Annotated in this window: 21 protein-coding genes and 1 tRNA gene; 12 read left to right on the forward strand and 10 right to left on the reverse strand. The window is 65.1% G+C overall.

Annotated features, from left to right (window positions below; all coding sequences use genetic code 11):
• Positions 1 to 72: 72 nt before the first annotated feature.
• Complete coding sequence (locus E4S58_RS01410; RefSeq protein WP_136634539.1) at positions 73 to 498, reverse strand: tellurite resistance TerB family protein; 426 nt, start codon at positions 496 to 498, stop codon at positions 73 to 75.
• A gap of 110 nt (positions 499 to 608) precedes the next feature.
• On the opposite strand from E4S58_RS01410, the gene E4S58_RS01415 reads away from it, so the two are divergent.
• The 3 genes from E4S58_RS01415 to E4S58_RS01425 all read left to right on the forward strand — a co-directional run bounded on the left by E4S58_RS01415 (position 609) and on the right by E4S58_RS01425 (position 5,193).
• Positions 609 to 2,183, forward strand: coding sequence for a lysine--tRNA ligase (locus tag E4S58_RS01415; protein ID WP_136635781.1), 1,575 nt, complete (start codon positions 609 to 611; stop codon positions 2,181 to 2,183).
• A gap of 219 nt (positions 2,184 to 2,402) precedes the next feature.
• Entirely contained in the window at positions 2,403 to 2,807 is a 405-nt protein-coding gene (locus E4S58_RS01420) for a DUF4864 domain-containing protein (protein WP_136634540.1), read from the forward strand.
• A 94-nt stretch (positions 2,808 to 2,901) separates the two neighbouring features.
• Complete coding sequence (locus E4S58_RS01425; RefSeq protein WP_136634541.1) at positions 2,902 to 5,193, forward strand: glycosyl hydrolase family 28-related protein; 2,292 nt, start codon at positions 2,902 to 2,904, stop codon at positions 5,191 to 5,193.
• Positions 5,194 to 5,209: 16 nt separating this feature from the next.
• Here the strand turns inward: E4S58_RS01425 and E4S58_RS01430 are convergent, their stop codons facing one another.
• From E4S58_RS01430 to uvrB, 7 genes are all read right to left on the reverse strand, one after another.
• Positions 5,210 to 5,692 (reverse strand): HugZ family pyridoxamine 5'-phosphate oxidase, encoded by a 483-nt coding sequence (locus E4S58_RS01430; protein ID WP_136634542.1) that lies wholly within the window; start codon positions 5,690 to 5,692, stop codon positions 5,210 to 5,212.
• A 39-nt stretch (positions 5,693 to 5,731) separates the two neighbouring features.
• Entirely contained in the window at positions 5,732 to 6,379 is a 648-nt protein-coding gene (locus tag E4S58_RS01435) for a hypothetical protein (RefSeq protein WP_136634543.1), read from the reverse strand.
• A gap of 154 nt (positions 6,380 to 6,533) precedes the next feature.
• Positions 6,534 to 7,235, reverse strand: a complete 702-nt coding sequence (locus tag E4S58_RS01440; protein ID WP_169052572.1) for a response regulator transcription factor — start codon at positions 7,233 to 7,235, stop codon at positions 6,534 to 6,536.
• Positions 7,236 to 7,446: 211 nt separating this feature from the next.
• Positions 7,447 to 7,782, reverse strand: coding sequence for a hypothetical protein (locus E4S58_RS01445; protein ID WP_136634545.1), 336 nt, complete (start codon positions 7,780 to 7,782; stop codon positions 7,447 to 7,449).
• Positions 7,783 to 7,882: 100 nt separating this feature from the next.
• Entirely contained in the window at positions 7,883 to 8,500 is a 618-nt protein-coding gene (locus E4S58_RS01450; protein ID WP_136634546.1) for a hypothetical protein, read from the reverse strand.
• 403 nt (positions 8,501 to 8,903) lie between these two features.
• The gene (locus tag E4S58_RS18135) at positions 8,904 to 9,290 is read right to left on the reverse strand and encodes an abortive infection family protein (protein ID WP_136635782.1); all 387 of its coding nucleotides are present in this window, start codon (positions 9,288 to 9,290) and stop codon (positions 8,904 to 8,906) included.
• A 537-nt stretch (positions 9,291 to 9,827) separates the two neighbouring features.
• Positions 9,828 to 12,011 (reverse strand): excinuclease ABC subunit UvrB, encoded by a 2,184-nt coding sequence (gene uvrB / locus E4S58_RS01460; RefSeq protein ID WP_136634547.1) that lies wholly within the window; start codon positions 12,009 to 12,011, stop codon positions 9,828 to 9,830.
• 395 nt (positions 12,012 to 12,406) lie between these two features.
• On the opposite strand from uvrB, the gene E4S58_RS01465 reads away from it, so the two are divergent.
• Both E4S58_RS01465 and E4S58_RS01470 read left to right on the forward strand, forming a co-directional pair.
• Positions 12,407 to 12,718, forward strand: coding sequence for an ETC complex I subunit (locus tag E4S58_RS01465; protein ID WP_136634548.1), 312 nt, complete (start codon positions 12,407 to 12,409; stop codon positions 12,716 to 12,718).
• Positions 12,719 to 12,825: 107 nt separating this feature from the next.
• Positions 12,826 to 12,902, forward strand: a tRNA-Arg gene (locus E4S58_RS01470).
• Positions 12,903 to 12,931: 29 nt separating this feature from the next.
• On the opposite strand, the gene E4S58_RS01475 is transcribed toward E4S58_RS01470, so the two are convergent.
• Together E4S58_RS01475 and E4S58_RS01480 are read right to left on the reverse strand one after the other, a co-directional pair.
• Positions 12,932 to 13,216, reverse strand: coding sequence for an NfeD family protein (locus E4S58_RS01475; protein ID WP_136634549.1), 285 nt, complete (start codon positions 13,214 to 13,216; stop codon positions 12,932 to 12,934).
• Positions 13,216 to 14,061, reverse strand: a complete 846-nt coding sequence (locus E4S58_RS01480) for an SPFH domain-containing protein (RefSeq protein ID WP_420821270.1) — start codon at positions 14,059 to 14,061, stop codon at positions 13,216 to 13,218. The genes E4S58_RS01475 and E4S58_RS01480 overlap by 1 nt, the downstream gene beginning before the upstream one ends.
• 208 nt (positions 14,062 to 14,269) lie before the next feature.
• Between E4S58_RS01480 and nthA the strand changes: the two genes are divergently transcribed.
• The 7 genes from nthA to E4S58_RS01515 all read left to right on the forward strand — a co-directional run bounded on the left by nthA (position 14,270) and on the right by E4S58_RS01515 (position 22,121).
• Positions 14,270 to 14,893, forward strand: coding sequence for a nitrile hydratase subunit alpha (nthA, locus tag E4S58_RS01485; RefSeq protein ID WP_136634551.1), 624 nt, complete (start codon positions 14,270 to 14,272; stop codon positions 14,891 to 14,893).
• Positions 14,890 to 15,552: a nitrile hydratase subunit beta gene (gene nthB, locus E4S58_RS01490; protein WP_136634552.1), complete on the forward strand. Its 663-nt coding sequence runs from the start codon at positions 14,890 to 14,892 to the stop codon at positions 15,550 to 15,552. Before nthA ends, nthB begins: the two co-directional genes overlap by 4 nt.
• Positions 15,542 to 15,907: a nitrile hydratase accessory protein gene (locus E4S58_RS01495; protein WP_136634553.1), complete on the forward strand. Its 366-nt coding sequence runs from the start codon at positions 15,542 to 15,544 to the stop codon at positions 15,905 to 15,907. The genes nthB and E4S58_RS01495 overlap by 11 nt, the downstream gene beginning before the upstream one ends.
• An 83-nt stretch (positions 15,908 to 15,990) precedes the next feature.
• Positions 15,991 to 17,214 (forward strand): N-acetylmuramoyl-L-alanine amidase, encoded by a 1,224-nt coding sequence (locus tag E4S58_RS01500; RefSeq protein WP_136634554.1) that lies wholly within the window; start codon positions 15,991 to 15,993, stop codon positions 17,212 to 17,214.
• A 110-nt stretch (positions 17,215 to 17,324) separates the two neighbouring features.
• Positions 17,325 to 19,838: a penicillin-binding protein 1A gene (locus E4S58_RS01505; RefSeq protein WP_136634555.1), complete on the forward strand. Its 2,514-nt coding sequence runs from the start codon at positions 17,325 to 17,327 to the stop codon at positions 19,836 to 19,838.
• Between the two features lie 93 nt (positions 19,839 to 19,931).
• Positions 19,932 to 21,053, forward strand: coding sequence for a peptide chain release factor 2 (prfB, locus tag E4S58_RS01510; protein WP_136634556.1), 1,122 nt, complete (start codon positions 19,932 to 19,934; stop codon positions 21,051 to 21,053).
• A 189-nt stretch (positions 21,054 to 21,242) separates the two neighbouring features.
• Positions 21,243 to 22,121, forward strand: a complete 879-nt coding sequence (locus E4S58_RS01515) for an aldose 1-epimerase family protein (RefSeq protein WP_136634557.1) — start codon at positions 21,243 to 21,245, stop codon at positions 22,119 to 22,121.
• Position 22,122 lies beyond the last annotated feature (1 nt).

A 22,122-nucleotide genomic window follows, 5' to 3' on the forward strand; every position in this document is an offset into this window, starting at 1 on the left:
GCCCTCGCATCCGATCAATTCACGGACGCGTGTAGGGCAGGGCGCTGGCGGAAATCGGCCAGCGCCCGCCTGTTACAGCGTCATGTGCCGCGCCCGCGCGCCCCGTTCGATCGCGCCCGCATGCAGCCGGTCGATGTTCAGCTCGTCCCGGATTTCCTCGAGCAGGCGCAGCTCTCCGTCCCGAATGGTGCCGTCGGCGGCGGCCACGTCGCAGGCCAGCGCATAGGCGGTCTCGAACAGCCGTTCGGGCATGTTGTCCCGCACAAGGCCGAACAGCGCGTCCAGCCCGTCTTCTTCCGCGAACAGGTCATAGACCGTCTTCGACAGCACGGTGATCCGGTCTATGTCGAACTGCCCGAAGATCGGCAGGGTGTTCACCTGGTTCTCGATCTTGATCAGTTCGGAGGTGCGGATCGTCTGATCCGACACCGACACGGCGATCATCAGCATGACCAGGCAGTCCTGCGGGGTAAGGGGGTGGTCTTGGGCATCGGTCATAGAAATTCTCCGGGGTCTTGTTGCGGTGCAGAATATTGACCCTTCCCATGCGGGGCAATAAGGAGGTGATCCTGACCGGACCCCTTCCGGGTAAAGAGATGGAGAGCAAGATGACCGATCTGCGTGACGCGGGCATGACGTCCAAGGCCTGGCCCTTCGAAGAAGCGCGCCGCTTGCTCAAACGCTATGAAAAGACGCCACCCGCCAAGGGCTACGTGCTGTTCGAGACGGGCTATGGCCCCTCGGGCCTGCCGCATATCGGCACCTTTGGCGAAGTGCTGCGGACCACGATGATCCGCCGCGCCTTCGAGGTGATCAGCGACATCCCGACCCGCCTGATCTGCTTTTCCGACGACATGGACGGGATGCGCAAGATCCCCGGCAACGTGCCGAACCAGGACCGCCTGCGCGAAGATATCCAGAAGCCGCTGACCGCCGTCTACGACCCCTTCGAGACGCACGAGAGCTTTGGCCACCACAACAACGCCATGCTGCGCCGGTTCCTCGACACCTTCGGGTTCGAGTATGACTTCTATTCCGCGACCGAATTCTACAAGTCCGGCGATTTCGACGCGGTGCTGAAGCTGGCCGTCGACCGCTATGACGACGTGATGAAGGTCATGCTGAAATCGCTGCGCGAGGAGCGCCAGCAGACCTATTCGATCTTCCTGCCGATCCACCCCGAAACCGGGCGTGTGCTGTATGTGCCCATGAAGTCGGTCAACAAGGAAGACTACACCATCACCTTCGATGACGAGGACGGCCGCGAATGGACCCTTCCCGTCACCGGCGGCAACGTGAAGCTGCAGTGGAAGCCCGACTTCGGCGCCCGTTGGGCCGCGCTTGGCGTCGATTTCGAGATGTACGGCAAGGACCATTCGACGAACACGCCGATCTACGACCGCATCTGTGAAATCCTCGGCGGCCAGAAGCCCGAGCATTTCACCTATGAGCTCTTCCTGGACGACAAGGGTCAGAAAATCTCCAAATCCTCGGGCAACGGCATCTCGATCGACGAATGGCTGACCTATGCCTCGACCGAGTCGCTGTCGTACTTCATGTTCCAGAAGCCGAAGACCGCCAAGCGCCTGTTCTTCGACGTGATCCCGCGCGCCATGGACGAATACCACCAGCAGCTGCGCGCCTATCCCGGCCAGTCGCCGGAACAGCAGGTGGCGAACCCGGTCTTCCACATCCACAACGGCGATGTGCCCGCGTCGGACATGGTCGTGCCGTTCTCGATGCTGCTCAACCTCGCGTCTGTCGCCGGGGCCGAGGATACCGAGACGCTCTGGGGCTTCATCCGCCGCTATGCGTCCGACGCCACGCCCCAGACGCACCCGCAGCTGGATGCCGCCGCCGGCTATGCCGTGCGCTACTACAATGACTTCGTGAAGCCCGAGAAGGTCTTCCGCGCCCCGACCGATCAGGAACGCGAGGCGCTTGAGGCGCTGCGTGACGCGCTGAAGGCCTATGACGGTGCGGTGGACGGCGATGCGCTGCAACAGGTGGTCTTCGACGTCGGTCGCGACCGGTTCGACCCGATGCGCGACTGGTTCAAGGCCCTTTACGAGGTGCTGCTGGGCGCGTCCCAGGGGCCCCGGTTCGGCGGGTTCATCGCGCTTTACGGCGTGGAAAACACCATCGCGCTGATCGACAAGGGCCTCGCGGGCGAGCTGGGCTGAGATCGCGAGCCGGGCGGGGTGAACCCCGCCCTACAAGGTGGGGTTGGTCCTGCGGTGGCGGGATAAATCCCGCCCGACGGTCATGTCTGCGGTAGGGCGGGGTTCACCCCGCCGCGCCCCTGCGGGCCGTTGCCTCCGGCGGGAGTATTTCCGGCAAGATGAAACCGCGCAGGCGCGGGGCGCGTACCTAGGGTATCATCCGCAAAGGAGGACCCTGCGATGCGTTTCCCGTCCCTGTCGGCCGCCGCCCTGCTGTCCGTCTGCCTTGCCTGGCCCGTACTGGCCCAGGACGGACCCGGTGGCGTGATCCAGAACCAGTTCGAAGCCTTCCGCGCCGACGACCTGCCCCGCGCCTTTTCCCATGCCAGCCCGATGATCCAGGGCTATTTCCGCACGCCCGAGAATTTCGGCCGGATGGTCGAACAGGGCTATCCGCAGATCCGCGAGCCCGGCGAGGTCCGGCTGCTTGAGCTGCGCGAGGTGGGCGGTCGGCTGGTGCAGCGGTTGCAGGTCCTGGACGTGCGTGGCGTGCCGCACCTGTTCGACTACGAGGTCGTTCAGACCGAAGAGGGCTGGAAAATCAACGGCGTGCGCTATGTCGGACCGCCCCCAGCCAGCGTGTGAACCGGGGGCACCGTCACGGTGCTGTCAGACTTGATTAACGAATTCTGAATATCTCTGTCCCCTCGCCATTCCACGCGATGAGAAGGGGACACTCATGAACAAGGCAATCACCGACGGCATCGGCTTCATGCCACCGGCCTTTGACGCCGGCCTGGGCGTCTGGTCCAGCGGCGATGGCACCAGCGGCTCCGACACCTATGCCGGGTCGCCCGACGCGGCACTGGTACCCGCTGACCAGGATTTTGGCGGATGTCTGGAAATTCTGAAATCCTCGTCAACTCAGAAACTGCGTTACATGGGGCAGACGCCGATCCTGCCGGGCTGCTATCTGCGCATCACGGCACGGGTGAAGGCGGTGGCGGGGGCACTGCCCTCGGTCCGGATCGCGGGCTGGGCGGGGCGCAACAACGATGTCCATGTGGGCGGTCTGGTCGAAGCCACCGCGCCCGTCACCCTGACCAGCTATGGCGAGGTGGTCGAGGTCCAGGCGATCGTCGGCACCGGCAACCGCCCGGGCGTCGACATGGCCTGGGGGACCGAGCCGACCTATGGCTACTTTGGCGTTGATCTGACAGGCGCAAACGGCGGCACGGTGCGGATCGACGACCTGGTGATCGAGGACGTCACCAGCGTCTTCCTGCGCGACATGATGGCCTGGGTCGACGTGCGCGACTATGGCGCCCGGGGGGACGGGGTGAGCAACGACCGCGCCGCCTTTGCCGCCGCCGACGCCGCCGCAAACGGGCGCCAGATCATGGTGCCCGCAGGCGTCTTTCACCTGGCCGACAGCATCGTGATCAACAGCCGCATCCAGTTCGAAGGCACGGTGACCATGCCGACGGACAAGATCCTGTCGCTGACCAAGAACTTCGATCTGCCCGCCTACATCGACGCCTTCGGAGACGAGGAGCTGGCGTTCAAGAAGGCATTTCAGGCGCTTCTGAACAATACGGATCACGAAAGCCTCGACCTTGGGGGGCGTCGGATCGGCGTCACCGAACCGATCGACATGCAGGCCGCCGTCGCCAACAAGGACAGCTATGCCACCCGTCGGCAGATCCACAATGGCCAGTTCGAATGCATCGCGGGCCCGGCCTGGGACACGACCACCGTGACCTCGCAGGCAAGCTATGCCCCGTCGAATGCGCTCAAGCTGACGGGCGTGACCAATGTTGCGAATATCCCCGTGGGCTCGCTGGTCACCGCCAGCGGCGTCGGACGCGAGGTCTATGTCCGGTCGGTCAACATCGGCGCACAAGAGGTCACGCTGTCGAAGCCGCTGTACGATGCGGCCGGAACCCAGACCTATACCTTCAAGCGGTTCAAGTACCTGCTGGATTTCAGCGGCTTTTCCCGCCTGGACAAGTTCGGCATGTCGAACATCGAATTCCAGTGCTGGGGCGATTGTTCGGCCATTCTGCTGGCCCCGACAGGCGTGGTCTTCCACCTGCGCGACTGCTTCATCACCCGACCCCGCGATCGCGGCATCACCTCGCACGGGCAGGGGTGCCAGGGGATGCTGATCGACCGTTGCCAGTTCCTGTCGGACGAAAGCGACAAGCTGGGGCAGGACCGCGTGTCGATCGGGTTCAACACCAATGCCAACGACATCAAGATCCGCGACAACCGGGCCCAGCATCTGCGCCATTTCGCCGTGGTGGGCGGGGCGAATTCGATCTTCACCGGCAACCATTTCTTCCAGGGCGACGGTGCCTCGAACGCCATCCGAACCGCCGGCATCATCCTGACCGAGATCTCGGCCCGCATGACCTTTACCGGCAACTACGTCGACAATTGCCACATCGAATGGGCGAACGAACACGACCCCGCTCCCGAGTTCGGGTCCGAGCTGTCGTTCTCGGCGCTCAGCCTGACGGGCAACATCTTCCTGGCCAGCCACGTCGCGCCCTGGTTCACCTTCCTGACCGTGCGGCCGCACGGGGTGGGGCATTTCATCAACGGGCTGTCGGTGACCGGCAACCTGTTCCGCGTCGTCGGTGGCAACACCAACCGGGTCGAGACGCTGGACACCAGCTTTGCCCCGATGGACTTCAGCCGGATGAAGAACATCACCTTCGCCGAGAATTCCTTCAACCAGGTGAACCATCCCGCCTCGAACCCCGTGACGATCAGCCATGCGCAGAACAGCCCGGCCCAGACCTGGACGGTGCCCTGCGCGCCGGGCCTGCCCTTTGGCGGCTGGGCGCAGACGGTCGAGGGGATCATCGCCAAGGGGGCGATCACCACCGGCGGCAACGTGAAGAAATTCGGGATGCCCCATGTGCAGACCGAACAGGGCGGCAGCCGGGATCAGATCACCCTGGGGTGGGAAACGGCCGTGAAGGGCAGCGTGGGTGTCACGGTCCGGATGGACAATCCGCTGTGACCGTCACCGGCGATCATCACAGTCCAAGATCTTCGGGCGTCAGGACAAAGGCCTTGCCGAACCCTCCGTTGAGGATCGCCCGCCGGACGGTGAAGCGGACCAGGTAGAAGTCGCCGAAATCGATGTAGAGCTTCGATTTCGGCCGCAATGCCAGGTAATGCTCGCGCAGGGCGACAAACCGGTCGTCATCCCGGGCCACCGGATCGGCCTGCGCCTGTAGCGTCAGGCGGGGGTGGGTCAGCGGGTCTCCGCGATCTTCGGGCTCTCCGACCAGCAGCGAACAGACCGGGTCCGCCGCCAGGGCACGGGCATGGGCCGACAAGGATGATATCAGGCTGATCGGCGCCGCGTCCGGGTCCATGGCGATGGCCACGCGGCTCAGCATCGGGCCGCCACCGTCGGGGTCCATCACGCCGAGCGCGGCAAAGGTGGCGTCATCCATCAACCCGCGCGCCAGGGCGCGGGCTTCGTCGTCTGTCGGGCGGATCGGGTCGGTCATGGGCGCAGGATAGATCCGCGCCTGGGTGCCCTCAACCCCCTAGAATTCCGCCCATATTCCCAGGCTGATCCGCGCCGTCCCGCCGCGATCCAACCCCTGGGATGCCTTCAGCGTGACCCAGGTCGTCGCGCCAACCGGCAGGGCCGCGCCAAGGCCTGCGCGCACCTCAGTCAGCCGCGCGGGGGCCAGCAGGGGCCGGATCTGCATGTCGCCGGTAACAGAAAGCTGTGTCCAGAGCTTCAGGGCCCCGCCCGTGGTCACGCCAAGCGTCGCCTCGGCCCGCGTTTCGATCGCCGTGGCGGTGCCGATCACCTCGGTCTCGCCACTGATCCAGCCGTCCAGCCCCATGATCCGGACGCCGCGCCCGATGGCCAGCGCGCCGCGTGCGGCCGCATCTCCGTCGTGCAGGCCCAGACCCAGGGCCCAGCCATGCCGCCAAGCCCGGTCGGGCCAGAGATCGCGCGCGATCGACACCATCGCGCGCGGTGGCCCGCCCCGTGTCCGGCTGGCCGAAAAGACAAGCGTCATCCGGTCGGTCAGCCCGTGTTCGCCATACCCGGCAACCCCGGGCGCCCCACCATCCGAGGTGACGGAAAAGCTGAGAAACTGCTGCCCCGCGCCCCTTGGCCATGGACCCGCCCCGACGGAGGTCGCCCACATCATCAACAAAAGTACAACCCGAACCACGGCGACCTCCGCGCCCCTCACAAGAGGCGTCCCGATATTGAACCCAAGATGGTTAACAAAGGCTGAAGGCCACGGCGCAGACAGCAAAACGCCCGCCGGGGAGAGAGACCGGCGGGACGTTTCAGGAGGGGCCGCGCAGGTGCGCGCGGCGGGGTCAGGCAGCGACGGCGGTGGCTTCGACAGGGATGGTGTTCAGCCGGTACCCCTGGGCGAACGAGGTCACGATCACCTCCTCTGTCGCGCCGGCGGCGGCCATCTTGGCACGCAGGCGGCAGATGTAGACGTCGATGATCTTGGCGTCCGGTTCATCCTTCCAGGCGTAAAGCTGCAGCATGATCTGGTCGCGGCTGATCAGGCGTCCATTGCGCAGGGCCATCGTCTCGATCAGCTCGTATTCCAGCCGGGTCAGGTGCACCGGCATGTCGCCGTACCGCACGACCTGCTGTTCAAGGTCGATGACCAGCCCGCCGACTTCGACTTCGGTGGTGGCAAAGCCCGCGGCACGGCGCACATAGGCCCGAAGCCGCGCCAGGATGTCCCCGACGCCATGGTCGGGCCAGCGGATCACGTCATCGGCGCCGTTGATCAGGGCGCGGGTCAGGTCCTGGTCGTCGACCTTGCGGGTGAACAGGCAGATCGGGATGTGGCGGTTCAGCGACCGCAGGCGGCGCACCAGGTCATGCGCATCGCCATCCGGCAGGTCGGGGTCGATCAGGATCGCGTCCTGTTCGCCCAGCCGGGCGAATTCGGTCAGCTCGGCGCCGCTGCCAGCTTCGGTCACGAAGAACCCGGCATCCCGCAGCTCTTTCGCGAGGATGGCCATGTTCCAGGTTGTATCGGTCAGAAGAATGCGCATGGCGCCGGGCCTTTCCTTGGGACGGAAGGGCGGCGCGTCCACGGGGTGGCAACACCGGCCCACACCGTCGACTGTTTCTGGGGAAGGGCGACCGTTCTGCCGCCGTTGCATCAGGGTATACAGGTCCTTGCATCCCCTGTGACCTGTCCGAAAGGATAAAACCCGGGGGATTTGAAGGGCTTGGTTAACAGCGTGGGGCGCAGACCCGGCCTTACAGCCAGCGCAGCATCAGCGCCATCGCGACCAGCGCACAGCCGATCCCGGCCATGTCGCGCCATTCCGCCGTTTCGCCGAAAACCCAGACACCGACGACGAAGAGCCCGATGAGAGAGAACATCGAATAGGCCACCGCCGCCTGCCCAAGCGAGATGTGGCGCATCGTGAAGAACCAGATCACCGCCGAGAACACGTAAAGCCCGACGCCGAAGGCCATGGGACGAGACGAGAAATCTTCGCCCTCGGCCGCGATCTTGATGGAATAATCCGCGAAAATGATGATGGCCGACGTGACCAGAGAGAGCCCGAGCCCCATAAATGTACTGAACATAAGAAAATCCTGCTGAATGCGGCCCTTTGGTCTGGCCGTCTGACAGCAGGTTAGCGGCACGGGGTGACGCAGCGTAAGTCAGGTATTCCCGACCCGCCGGTCATTCGCGACAGGCGTAGACCGTGCCGCCAACCACGACGAGAGCCGAGGTCGCCGCCGTCGCCCCGACCGCCGTCACGGCCGTGCCCAGCAACGTCACCGCCGTGGCCCGCAGCGCATCCGACAGCGTCCGCGTGACGATGGTATCGCCGCCCCGCAGGATGACCGCGCCCGAGGACTCCTTCAGATAGGTTTCCTCCTCTTCGGTCTTGGCGCGTCGCAGCCCGGTGACCAGCGCCGCCGTGTCGGCCGTATCGGTCACCCGTTCGCAGAAACTGCGCGTCGGCTTCTCGCACCTGAGGAAGGCATCGCGCGACCCTTCGGCGAACCCCGCATAGGTCCGCACCTCCTTGTCCCAGACAAGGCAGAAGGGGCCACGCTGCGCGTCCTCAAGTTCGGGCGTGAGGTAGCGCAGGGTGACGAAGGCCGGACAATCCAGCCCCTTGTGTTCGCCGCGCAGCCATTCCCGGAAGGACACGTTGTCCTTCACCGTCTCATCGTCGGGCAGATAGCTGATCTGCAACGTCTCGCCCCGGATCGAGGTGGTGCATTTCGTCAGCTCCTGCGCCGTAGCGGGGGCGGCGAGGGTCAGCAGGAAGAGGAGGAAGGCGATGCGCATGATGGCTCCGGTCGGGTCGGCGCAGGCATAGGACGGGATGGGCCGAACCGGCAAGTCACACCCGAGTGAGAGGGCGGGCCGGGGGTGGTTGTCTGGTTGGGCGCTAAGAGACACCGCGCCGGACCATGTGATGCCCGCCCGGATCAATGACCTGACCCAGGGGCAGGGCCTGTCCGCCGGGCGGGCGTGCCACCGCCCGAGGTCGTCGGTTTATCGTGCCGTGGTAGCGCCAAGTGCAATCGTCGGGAAGGCGTCCCCGAAGCGCCCGTCCGAGGGGGTGAGGGCCGTCAAGGAAACGGTCCAGTGGGCCGTTTCAGGCCCGAACGGGCGAAGCCCAGTACAGACGGGCGCTGGCCCGGCGGCACTGCGTGCCTTGTTCCGGGTCAGTAGCCCGTAAAGTGATTTATTCTTCATAGCTTCCAGAGATGTCGTTTTTGGGCAATCGATCCTCAGGGAATTGCTTTTCCCATGTTTCGACCAAGAAAAGTGCGACTGTCGAAGCAGTGCTCACTGACAAGCGAGCAATCCGAGGGTCTAACCTGCGAAAGCCTCTTTCTCTGCCGTGAGCTGTCCCCGAGTGTGTTCTTAAAGCACCAATTCCGGATACGACATTCGACAGTCCGCTGAGTACTGATCGAATATCAGATTCGATTTCTGATCCAGGTAAATCCTTGTCGGGTGATAGCCCAAGTGGCTCTCGTACAGCTTTGTATAGCGTTTTTATGTCCAGCGTTTTTGGGGGCGGTATATTCCTTGCAGAGATTATCGACCGGCAAACGCTCTCCAGCATAGAGCTGGCTGCCGTTACAGCGGCTTCAGGGTCTGAATCTATGTTGTCAAAAGCCCTTCTGTACTCTCTTTCAAGTGTATCCAAAGTCCACTCTGCACTCACCCGATGTATTAAGGGCCCAGCTGTGTGAGATGGCTGGGAACCGATTTCTCCTATCAATTTCCGGAATGGGACATCCTCGCGAGACGCTTCCTCATGTAGAGAGTTCAATTGTTCTAAAGTTACGGACCAAGATTCTGAATTGTATGCCGTGTGAGTCCTGTCGATAATCTCATCACGCTCAAGGTGCTTTCGGGTCCAAAGAAGCTTTAGAAGCTCTATCACTAGGTGCGGGGGAGAAAGTTCTATGAAGGCCAGCAACCTGTTGAATTTAGAAGTCCCTTTCTCGCTAAAAGCATCGGCATAAATGTTAATTTCGAAGTGGTCCTGAAAAAACTCGGAGAATGTTCGATTTGTAAAGTCTAAGACGTAGCCGGGCTCGGGGCAAAACCATTTCGTAATTTGATCACGTTGATAATGTTTCAATTGAGCCAAGAGTCACCGCCCCTTCTTCCGCCTCTGCACATTCCCCCCACGCTGGCCCGGCCGACCCGCCGTTGACCGCCCACGGGACGACACCGCCGCCTCGGCCGCCTTTTCCACCGCGTATTGCCGCGCCATCGGGTCGTCGGAGACCGCGAGGTCGACCGCCTCCAGCCGTTTGACCTCGTCGCGCAGGCGGGCGGCTTCTTCGAATTCCAGGTTCTCGGCGGCCTTGCGCATCTGGTCGCGCAGCGCGTCGAGGTGGGCCTGTAGGTTGCCCCCGGCCATCGGCTTTTCGACCTGGGCGGTGACGCGGTTCATGTCGACGTCGCCCTGGTAGAGGCCGGCCAGGATGTCCTCGACGTTCTTCTTGACCGTGGCGGGAGTGATCCCGTGTTCCTCGTTGTAGGCGATCTGCTTTTCGCGGCGGCGTTCGGTTTCGTTCAGCGCGCGCTCCATCGACCCGGTGATGCGGTCGGCGTACATGATGACGCGGCCGTCAGCGTTCCGCGCGGCGCGGCCGATGGTCTGGATCAGCGAGGTCTCGGACCGCAGGAAGCCTTCCTTGTCCGCGTCCAGGATGGCCACCAAGCCGCATTCGGGGATGTCGAGCCCTTCGCGCAGCAGGTTGATGCCGATCAGCACGTCGAAGGCGCCGAGGCGCAGGTCGCGCAGGATCTCGATCCGTTCGATCGTGTCGATATCGGAATGCATGTAGCGGACCTTGATGCCCTGTTCGTGCAGGTATTCGGTCAGATCCTCGGCCATGCGTTTGGTCAGCGTGGTGACCAGCGTGCGGTAACCCTGGGCCGAAACCTTGCGGATCTCGTCCAGCAGATCGTCGACCTGCATCGACACGGGCCGGATTTCGACCTGTGGGTCCAGCAGGCCGGTCGGGCGGATCACCTGTTCGGTGAAGACGCCGCCGGTCTGGTCCAGCTCCCACGACCCCGGGGTGGCCGAGACATAGATCGACTGCGGCCGCATGGCATCCCATTCCTCGAACTTGAGGGGGCGGTTGTCCATGCACGACGGCAGGCGGAACCCGTGTTCGGCCAGGGTGAACTTGCGTCGGTAGTCGCCCCGGTACATGCCGCCGATCTGCGGGATCGACACGTGGGATTCATCGGCAAAGACAATGGCATTGTCGGGGATGAATTCGAAAAGCGTGGGCGGCGGTTCGCCCGGCGCGCGGCCCGTCAGATAGCGCGAATAGTTCTCGATCCCGTTGCAGACGCCCGTGGCTTCCAGCATCTCGATGTCGAAGTTGGTGCGCTGTTCCAGCCGCTGCGCTTCCAGCAGCTTGCCTTCGCCGACCAGCTGGTCGAGCCGCTGCTTGAGCTCTTTCTTGATGCTGACCACGGCCTGCTGCATCGTTGGTTTGGGCGTGACGTAGTGCGAATTCGCATAGACCCGGATCTGGTCGAAGCTGCCGGTCTTCGATCCGGTCAGCGGGTCGAATTCCTGAATGCCTTCAAGCTCTTCACCGAAGAACGACAGCCGCCAGGCGCGGTCTTCCAAGTGGGCGGGCCAGATTTCAAGGCTGTCGCCACGCACCCGGAACGACCCGCGCTGAAACGCCTGGTCGTTGCGCCGGTACTGCTGCGCCACCAGATCCGCGATCACCTGCCGCTGGTCATACATCGACCCGGCCTTCAGATCCTGCGTCATGGCCCCGTAGGTTTCGACCGACCCGATACCATAGATGCACGAGACCGAGGCGACGATGATCACGTCGTCGCGTTCCAGAAGCGCCCGGGTGGCCGAATGGCGCATCCGGTCGATCTGTTCGTTGATCTGGGATTCCTTCTCGATATAGGTGTCCGAGCGCGGAACATAGGCCTCGGGCTGGTAGTAGTCGTAGTAGCTGACGAAATATTCGACCGCATTGTCGGGAAAGAAGCCCTTGAATTCGCCGTACAATTGCGCCGCCAGCGTCTTGTTCGGGGCAAGGATGATCGCCGGGCGCTGCGTTTCCTCGATGATCTTGGCCATGGTAAAGGTCTTGCCCGTCCCCGTGGCCCCCAGAAGCACCTGGTCGCGTTCGCCGTCCAGCACGCCGCCCGACAGTTCTTGGATGGCCTTGGGCTGGTCGCCCGCGGGATCGAACGAGGTCTGCATGACCAGTCGCTTGCCGCCTTCCAGCTTGGGGCGGGCGCGGACCTGGTCCATGGTTTCGGGCATGGCGGTGGTTGTCATGGGCGATTCTCCGGTTGCCCAAGATTTGATCTCATTTTGTTCCGGTTCAACCCCACCTCCTGACAGCGCGTGTCATGAGACCGCCCGCCGCAGGACCGAAAAGCCGCCTTTACCTGAATCCAAGGCGTGGCCCGAAAGGCCCGTGACACTTGGCCCAAGGCGCAATCCCTTGACCGATCAGTCAAAACTCGTGACTTGCAGGGGCAGGGGACGCGTGGAAGCCTGACTGCAGATGCCGCGGGTCGTGACGGGGTCTGGATTGCTCCTTACCCACCCTTCGCTCCTGCAATTCACAGCCCGGAAGGTCCGCGGCATCGCCCTTGGCGCGACCCTGAAACCCCTTGCCTGACACGGCGCGATCCCGCATAACCGGCCCGTTCGCACCGGAGGTTTCCATGACCGCACGTATCTATCGCCCCGCCCGCAACGCCATGCAGTCCGGCACGGCCAAGACGAAGGACTGGGTGCTGGACTATGTCTCGGACACGGCGCGGGATATCGATCCGCTGATGGGCTGGACCTCGAACGAGGACACGCAGGCGCAGGTGCGGCTGCGGTTCCCGACGAAGGAAGCGGCGCTGGACTATGCCAAGGACAACGGCATCGACGCAGTGGTGATCGAACCGCAGACGCGCAAGGCAAACGTCCGCCCCGGTGGCTATGGCGACAACTTTGCGACCAACCGCCGCCAGGTCTGGACGCACTGATCCCGCACGCCCGGGGCATCAGGGCCGGCGGGACATGAGGCCGACGGGACACGGGGCATCCAGCTTCTTGCCAAACCCGCATCAATGCAGCAGAACCCCGATCAAGCGGTCCCTTAGCTCAACTGGATAGAGCAGCTGACTTCTAATCAGCAGGTTTGGGGTTCGAGTCCTCAAGGGATCGCCAGCCTGCCCGGGGTGTCCGGGCCCCCGCCCTCAGTCCGAATTGATGTCGCGGTCGATCACGCGGCTCTGGCCGTGGCGCACGCCGACCAGGCGCCGCAGCAGGATCCAGGCGGCCAGCGACAGCGCGGCGAACATCACCAGCAGAAGCGGCAGAGACCCCGCGATCATCGCCGCCACCGGTCCGCCGACCAGCAGCAGAAGTCCGATGATCAGTGCCCCGATCGCAAAGCCCAGCACGATGAAGGCCGGCGCCAGCAGTTCCACGATGCCCAGCAGCAGGGCGGCGACGATCCAGACCCACCATTCGGCCCACATCAGCCGCGCCCCTTCAGCAGCTTGAAGGCATCCCCGAAGGCCTCGATCGCGGCGGCGGGCACGATGATGGTCTGCCGGCCCGTGCCTTCGCCCAGGGCGGCCAGGGTTTCGACCTGCTTCAGCGCCACCTGGTATTGCGCGGCCTCAAGCCCGTTGTCGGCAATCGCCTTGGCCACGACCGAGGTCGCATAGGCCTCGGCCTCGGCCTGGACCTTGCGCGCCTCGGCGGTCTTCTGCGCAGCATAGAGGTCGGCGTCGGCCTTCAGTTCAACCGCGCGCTTCTTGCCCTCGGCCTCGGTCACATGGGCACGGCGGGCGCGTTCGGCGTTCAGCTGCTGCAGCATCGCGTCGCGCGTCGCCTGGTCGAGGTTCACGTCCAAAATCTCGGCCCGCGTCACCTCGATCCCCCAGTTGTCCACGGCATCTTCGACGCTGCCCTTGATCGTGGCGATCAGCGCGGCGCGGTTAGATTGCACCTCGTCCAGCTCCATCTTGCCGATCTCGGCGCGGACGATCCCGGCGACCGTGGTGGCGATGGCGGCGTCCACGTCGCGGATCCGGTAGACGGTCTTTTCCGGCTCGAGGATGCGGTAGAAGACGGACGTCTCGACCTCGACCAGCACGTTGTCGGCGGTGATGGCATCCTGGCTGGCCGTGGGCAGCTGGCGTTCCAGGATCGACACCTTGTGCGCCACCCGGTCGAGGAACGGCACGATGAAGTTGATGCCCGGCCCCAGCACCGACCGCAGCCGCCCGAAGCGTTCGACCACATGCTGTTCCGATTGCGGCACGATCCGCACGCCCAGCCAGATGACGAGGATCAGCAGGATCGCCAGCAGCCACATCCATGCGCCCGAGGCACCGCCGATCTCGTCCAGTACCATCTGCAATTCGTTCATCAAACCTCTCCCGGCCTGGTCAGGCCCCGTCAATTGCCGCCCGTCAATGGTCGACAGTATGGGGCGGAATGCGGGGCGGGGGAAGGCGGTTCGTCGGCGCGGCTTGCCACGGCCTGCGCCGCGTGGTTCCCTGTGCCCGACGACGGAGACCACGATGCCCCACGACCACGCAGACCACGATCACACCCACGACCACAGCGACCTTGACGACATGACCGCCCGTGTCATGGCGATGGAGAAACTGCTTGTCGACAAGGGGTTGGTGGATCCCGCCGCGCTGGATGCCATCGTCGAGACCTACGAGGAAAAGATCGGCCCCCGCAACGGCGCCAAGGTTGTCGCCCGTGCCTGGACCGACCCCGACTTTGCCGCCGCACTGAAGGACGACGCCACCACCGCGATCGCCACGCTTGGCTTCAGCGGTCGCGGCGGCGAACACATGATGGCGCTGTTCAACACCCCCGATCAGCACAACATGGTCGTCTGCACCCTGTGTTCATGCTATCCGTGGCCGGTGCTGGGCCTGCCGCCGGTCTGGTACAAGTCGATGCCCTACCGGTCGCGCGCGATCAGCGAACCCCGCGCCGTGCTGGCCGAATTCGGCGTGACCCTGCCCGAGGGCACGAAGATCCGTGTCTGGGACAGCACGTCCGAACTGCGCTACCTTGTCATTCCGATGCGCCCCGAGGGGACCGAGGGCTGGACGGCCGAACAGCTGGAAACCCTTGTCACCCGCGATTCCATGATCGGCACGGGCCTTGCGGGGGCGCGGCCATGAACGGGCCGCAGGACGCGGGCGGGCGGATGGGCTTTGGCCCGGTCGAGGCCGAGGTGGACGAGCCGGTCTTTCACGCCCCCTGGGAACGCCGGGCGCTGGCGCTGAACGTGGCCGCAGGCGCCGCCGGGCAATGGACCATCGACCAGAGCCGCCACGCCCGCGAAGACTGTCCGCCCGCCGACTATTACAGCTTCAGCTATTACCAGATCTGGATGCGGGCGCTGGAAAACATGCTGGTCGAACGCGGGCTTGCCACGCGGGACGAGATCGCGACCGGGCAGATGCAGCAGCCCCTGCGCGCGGGTATCACGCCGCTGGCGGGCGATCGCGTGGCGGATGTGCTGGCGGCGGGCTTTCCCTATGACCGCGACCCCAAGGGGCAGGCCCCGGCCTATCCGCTTGGCACCCGCGTGCGCACCCGCAACCTGCAGCCGCGCGGCCATATCCGCCTGCCATCCTACTGCCGCGGCAAGGTGGGCGAGGTCACGACGATCCACGGCTACCACGTCTTTCCCGACACCAGCGCCGAGGGCGACAAGAGCATCGCGCATTGGCTTTATGCCGTGACCTTCCAGGCGCGTGATCTGTTCGGGGATCGCGCGGCCGAAGGCGACACCGTCTGCGTCGACCTGTGGGAGCCTTACCTCGATGCCGAATAACCCCGCCATCCCCGGGCTGGACGGCGACGCCCCGCATTTCTTCGCCCCCTGGCAGGCCAAGGCCTTTGCCCTGACCGTCCACCTGCATGACCAGGGGCGGTTCACCTGGACGGAATGGGTCGACACCTTCGCCCCCCGCGTGGGCGGCACCGCACCCTTGCCCGACGCCGCCACCACCGCCGACCACGCCGAGGTCTACTACCTTGCCTGGCTCGACGCGCTTCAGGCGATCCTGGGCGACAAGGGCCTGGCCGAGGCGGCCCTGATCGGCGAGATGGCCGAGGTCTGGCGCCGCGCCGCGCTGGCCACGCCACACGGCACCCCGATCCTCTACGAGGCCGGGCTGACGGGGTAGGGGCCTGCGTCCGGGTGCGGCGCGGGGCATTTTCAAACCCGCTGCGGTGCCCTAGACTTGGGCCAACCAAAATAGGGGCAGAGATGAGCAGAGCCTCGAAGCTATTGATCGCGGCCTGTCTTGTGGTCGCGGGTCTTGTGTCTCCGGTGCAGGCGCAGGGCCTGTTCGGCGTGGCGCGGATCGCGGCCGGGGACAGTGCGCTGACCGAGGATCGCGGTCGGCTGGACCTGAGCCTGTCGCTGACGCAGCCGGTGCCCTGGCGGATCTTCACCCTGACCGATCCGGCCCGCGTGGTCATGGACTTCCGCGAGGTCGACTGGACCGGCCTGACGCCCGAGCGGCTGCGCCAGACCGCGCTGGTGACGGACGTGCGTTTCGGCACTTATCGTCCCGGCTGGTCGCGGCTGGTGCTGACGCTGGCGGATCCGATGGCGCTGGCCTCGTCGGCCATGACCGTCGATCCTGACCGGGGCACCGCCCGGATCACCGCCCGCTTCGCCCCGGTGGCGGCAGGTGTCTTTGCCGAAGGCGCGGGGGCGCCGAAGACCCCCGGCTGGGATCTGCCCGACCCGGCGGTGACCGCCGGACAGGCGGTTGACGATGGCGTGCTGACGGTCGTGATCGACCCGGGCCACGGCGGCATCGATCCGGGCGCGGTGCGCGGCAATCTGACCGAAAAGACCCTGATGCTGACGCTGGCCCGCACGCTGGCCGAAACGCTGATCCGCGAAGGCGACACCCGCGTGATCCTCACGCGGGAAGACGACAGCTTCGTGCCCCTGGAACGCCGCGTGTCGCTGGCGCACGAGGCCGGGGCGGATCTGTTCATCTCGCTTCATGCCGACGTGCTGCCCAATGGCCGGGCGCGCGGCGCGACGGTCTATACCCTGTCGGAACAGGCCAGCGACGAGGCCTCGGCCAAGCTGGCCGAACGGCACGACCGCGACGACCTGCTGTCGGGCGTGGACCTGACCGGCAAGGATGACGTGGTCGCGGGCGTGCTGCTGGACCTGGCGCGGCAGGAAACCCGCCCGCGCACAACCGCCTTTTCCCGCGCCCTGACCGAAGCGATCGGCGCGGCGGAGGTGCCGCTGAATTCGCACCCGCTGAGATCGGCGGATTTCTCGGTGCTCAAGGCGGCGGACATACCGTCGGTGCTGATCGAGGTCGGCTACCTGTCATCGGACCGCGACCGCGAGAACCTGAAGGACCCCGCATTCCTGACCCGCATCGCGGGCGCCATCCGCGATGCGATCCTTGCCTGGTCCAAGGCCGACGCGGCCTTGAAGCCCCTGGTCAGGCAGTAGGGTCCAGGGGGCAAACCGGCGATGGCGCGACCAAATGCGCCCATTGCACGAACGTGTTTTGACCCCACGCCTGCAGCCGCCTATATGGTTCGGGATCGACAGAGGCGACCATGATCCGATTCATACTTTCCTTCTTCGGGGCTATTTTCAGCCTCCTGACCCTTGGGCTGAGCGTCATCGCGCTGTCCATCGGGGCGGTGTTCTGGGTCTATGGGCAGGATCTGCCAAGCCATGAAAGCCTGGCTTCCTACCAGCCCAAGACGATCAGCCGGATCTATTCGTCCGAAGGGCGGATCATCGACGAATTCGCGGTGGAACGGCGTCTCTTCGCGCCTGCTGCCGAAATCCCCGACCTCGTGAAGCACGCCTTCATCTCGGCCGAGGACAAGAACTTCTACACCCACGCGGGCTATGACACGCGCGGCATCGCCGCCGCCATCGTCGAAGCGGTGCAGTCGCGCGGCAAGAACGTGCGCGGGGCCTCGACCATCACGCAGCAGGTGATGAAGAACTTCCTGCTGTCCGGCGACCGCCAGATCGAACGCAAGATCAAGGAAATCATCCTCGCCGCCCGGCTTGAGGAATCGATGTCCAAGGAAAAGATCCTCGAGCTCTACCTGAACGAGATCTTCCTGGGCCAGAACTCCTATGGCGTGGCCGCCGCCGCGCAGACCTATTTCAACAAGCCGCTGTCGGAACTGGCCCCGCACGAAGCCGCCACGCTGGCCTCGATGCCCAAGGCGCCGTCGGATTATCACCCGGTTCGCCGCAAGGACCGCCTGCTGCAACGCCGCGACTACGTCCTGCGCGAGATGATGGAGAACGGCTATATCTCGGCCGCCGTCTACGAGACGGAAGTCGCACAGCCGCTGCGGTCGGTGCAGAACGGCGACTTCGACAGCTATCGCGACGAACGCCCGCCGCGCGACTATTTCACCGATGAGATCCGCCGCCAGCTGTCGCGCGACTTCGGCGACGAGGAATTCTTCTCGGGCGGGTACACGGTCCGCGCGACCATCGACCCCGACATGCAGGTCGTCGCCGCCCATGCGCTGCAGACGCAGCTGGAACAATACGATCGCGGCCTTGGCATCTGGACCGGCACCGGCAAGACGATCGAAGCGGACAAGCTGGGCAGCGAGGCCGAGTGGCGCGCCGCCCTGGCGAACGTCAACGTGGCGCGCGACGTCACGCTCGAGGCACCCTGGCATCCGGCGGTCGTTCTGGCGGTCGAGGACCAGCAGCTGCGCATCGGCATCGAAGGGGTCGAGGAAACCGAGGCCGAGCCCTTCGTCGTGCCGCGCAAGGACATCGGCTGGCTGCGCGGCAATTTCCAGGACAACTTCAAGGTCGGCGACGTCGTGCACGTCCGCCGCATGACCGAGGGCGAAACCTTTATCCGCTGGACCCTGCGACAGGTGCCCAAGGTGCAGGGCGGCTTCATGGCGATGGACGTGAACACCGGCCGCGTCATCGCGATGCAGGGCGGGTTCAGCTACCAGAACTCGGTCTTCAACCGCGCCACGCAGGCCCGCCGCCAGCCGGGGTCCAGCTTCAAGCCCTTCGTCTATGCCTCGGCGCTCGACAGTGGCTATACCCCCGCCACGATCATCATCGACGCCCCGATCGAGATCGACACGCCGCAGGGTGTCTGGCGGCCGCAGAACGCCAGCCACCAGTATTACGGCCCGACCCCTCTGCGCACCGGCATCGAACGGTCGCGGAACCTGATGACGATCCGCCTCGCGCAGGAGGTCGGCATGGATATCGTCGCCTCCTACGCGGAGAAGTTCGGGGTCTACGACAACATGGGGCAGTTCCTGGCCAACGCGCTCGGGTCCGAGGAGACGACGCTTTACAAGATGGTGTCGGCCTACGCGATGTTCGCCAACGGCGGCGAACGGGTCGAACCGACGCTCGTCGACCGGGTGCAGGACCGCTATGGCAAGACGATCTATCGCCATGACCAGCGCACCTGCGTCGATTGCGCCGATCCCCGCATCCCGCGCTCGCGCAGCCCGCGCATCGTGTCGGACCGCGCCCGGGTCATGGATGCCATCACCGCCTACCAGCTGACCTCGATGCTGCAGGGCGTGGTCGAACGCGGCACCGCCTCGAACGCGGTCAACCTGCCGGTCCCGACCGCAGGCAAGACCGGCACCACCAACGATGCCAAGGACGTGTGGTTTATCGGCTTCACCTCGAACGTGGTGGCCGGCTGCTACATCGGCTACGACGATCCCAAGCCGCTTGGCCGGGGCGCCTCGGGCGGGGGGTTCTGCGGGCCGGTCTTCCAGCGCTTCATGAGCGAGGCGGTCAAGGAATACGGCGGCGGCAAGTTCAAGGTCCCGCCGGGTGGCCATTTCATCAAGATCGACCGCTTCACCGGCGCCCGTCTGCCCGACGACGCCAGCGGCGAAAACGTGGTGGCCGAATACTTCCGCGACGGTGAAGAGCCGATCTTCGGCATCACCTTCGACGGCGGCTTCGCCATGGGCGCGGACCTGCCCCTGTTCGAAGAGGCCCGCACCGGCGCGCGGCAGGTCACCACCTCGACCGGTCGCAAGGCCGTGGTCGGGCCCAAGGCGACCTTCGGCACGCTCAGCTCGGGCGGGCTTTACTGACGGGGCGGGGGCGGCCCGCAACGGCACGCCCCCCGCTTGCCCCGCCGCCCCCTTCGCGGTATCACGCGGCTTCCATATCTAGGACACCCGATCATGCGCGCAGAGACCCAGAACCTTGTCTCGGACATCGAAACCTCGCTGGAGCTTCTGCGCCAGCGGATGGACTGGGAGACCGCGCAGCACCGGCTTGAGGAATTCAACGCCCGGGTCGAGGATCCCAACCTCTGGGACGATCCCGCCAAGGCGCAGGCGCTGATGCGCGACCGGCAGGGGCTGGTCGACGCCATGGCCGTGCACGACGGCATCAAGCAGGATCTGTCCGACAACGTCGAGCTGATCGAGCTGGGCGAGATGGAGGACGATGCCGAGGTCATCGCCGACGCCGAGGCCGCCCTGAAGGCCCTGCGAGACAAGGCCGCCGAAAAGGAGCTTGAGGCGCTGCTGAACGGTGAGGCCGACAGCAACGACACCTTTTTGGAAATCAACGCGGGCGCCGGCGGCACCGAGGCCTGCGACTGGGCCAACATGCTGCAACGGATGTATGTCCGTTGGGCCGAAAAGCGCGGCTACAAGGTTGAACTGCAATCGGAAGAAGCGGGCGCCGAGGCGGGCATCAAGTCGATCGCCTACAAGATTTCCGGCCCCAATGCCTATGGCTGGTTGAAATCCGAAAGCGGCGTGCACCGGTTGGTCCGGATCAGTCCCTTCGGCAAGGGCACGCGCGAAACCAGCTTTGCCTCGGTCTGGGTCTATCCGGTCGTCGACGACAACATCGAGATCGAGGTCAACCCGGCCGACATCCGCATCGACACCTACCGGTCCTCGGGCGCGGGCGGTCAGCACGTGAACACCACCGACTCGGCCGTGCGGATCACGCACCACCCCACGGGGATCGTCGTGACCAGTTCCGAGAAATCGCAGCACCAGAACCGCGACATCGCCATGAAGGCCCTGAAATCGCGGCTGTATCAGCTGGAACTCGACAAGCGGAACGCGGCGATCAACGAGGCGCATGAGAACAAGGGATCGGCCGGCTGGGGCAACCAGATCCGGTCCTATGTCCTGCAGCCCTACCAGATGGTGAAGGATCTGCGTACCCAGCACGAGACCAGCGACACGCAGGGCGTTCTGGACGGCGCGCTGGACGAATTCATGGCCGCGACGCTGGCGATGGACGTGTCCGGCAAAAGCCGCGCCGAGGCGACGGCCGAGTAGGCGGGAAAAGGGGCGCTGCCCCTGCGACAAAGCAGGCTTTGTCGCCACCCCGGGATATTTCCGGCAAAAAGAAGCAAGGCGCCGCCGACCCCTTGAGGGCGTCGGTGGATCCCCGCCTGTGCCACGCCGCGCGCTATGGGGCGGGGGCGCGATCCATGGCAGACTGTCGAAAAAAGACAGGACGAGCATATGGACGGACAGCTTCCCGACACCCTGACCCGCATTTCCAGCGATCAGCTGGACATCACCGTTTCCGATCTGGGGGCGGAGATGCAGAGCCTTGTGGCACATGGCGAAGACTACCTTTGGCACGGGGATCCGGCCTGGTGGTCGGGGCGGTCGCCGATCCTGTTCCCGATCGTCGGCAAGGCGCCGGGGGACCGGGTGGGCGTCGACGGGCAGGAGGGCGAGATGGCGCAGCACGGGTTTGCCCGGCGCATGACCTTTGCCCGCGCAAAGGCGGAAGCCACCCGTGTGGTGCATACGCTGACCGATACGGTCGCCACGCGCCGCGCCTATCCCAAGCCTTTCGCGCTGACCGTGACCCATTCGGTCAGCGGCGCCACGCTGAGTGTCAGTGCCACCGTGGCCAATACCGGCCGCGCGCCCTTGCCCTTCGGGTTGGGATTTCACCCGGCCTTCCGCTGGCCCCTGCCGGGGGCCGAGGGGCAGGCGCATGAGGTAACGCTGGCCAACCGGGGCGAGCCCGCGCTGGCCCGTCTGCGCGATGGCCTGCTGGACGATCAGCGCCATCCCTCGCCCTTCCGGCGTGGCAGGCTGACGCTGGATCCGGCGATGTTCGATGCCGACGCGATGATCTTTCCCGAAGGGGCAGGCACGGGCCTGAGCTATGGGGCCGACAAGGGGCCCGAGCTGACGTTCACCTTCGACAACCTGCCCAACCTCGCGCTCTGGCAGAAGCCCGGCGCGCCCTTCCTTTGCATCGAACCCTGGCACGGCATGGCGGCGCGGCACGGCGCGGGGCCCGAGATCGCCGCACGCCCCGGCACCTGCACGCTCGCCCCCGGGGACGTCGCGCGCTTCCGCTGGTCGGTTACCGTGCGCTAGG

The organism is Pseudooceanicola onchidii, assembly GCF_004959925.1.
GTDB lineage: Bacteria > Pseudomonadota > Alphaproteobacteria > Rhodobacterales > Rhodobacteraceae > Pseudooceanicola > Pseudooceanicola onchidii.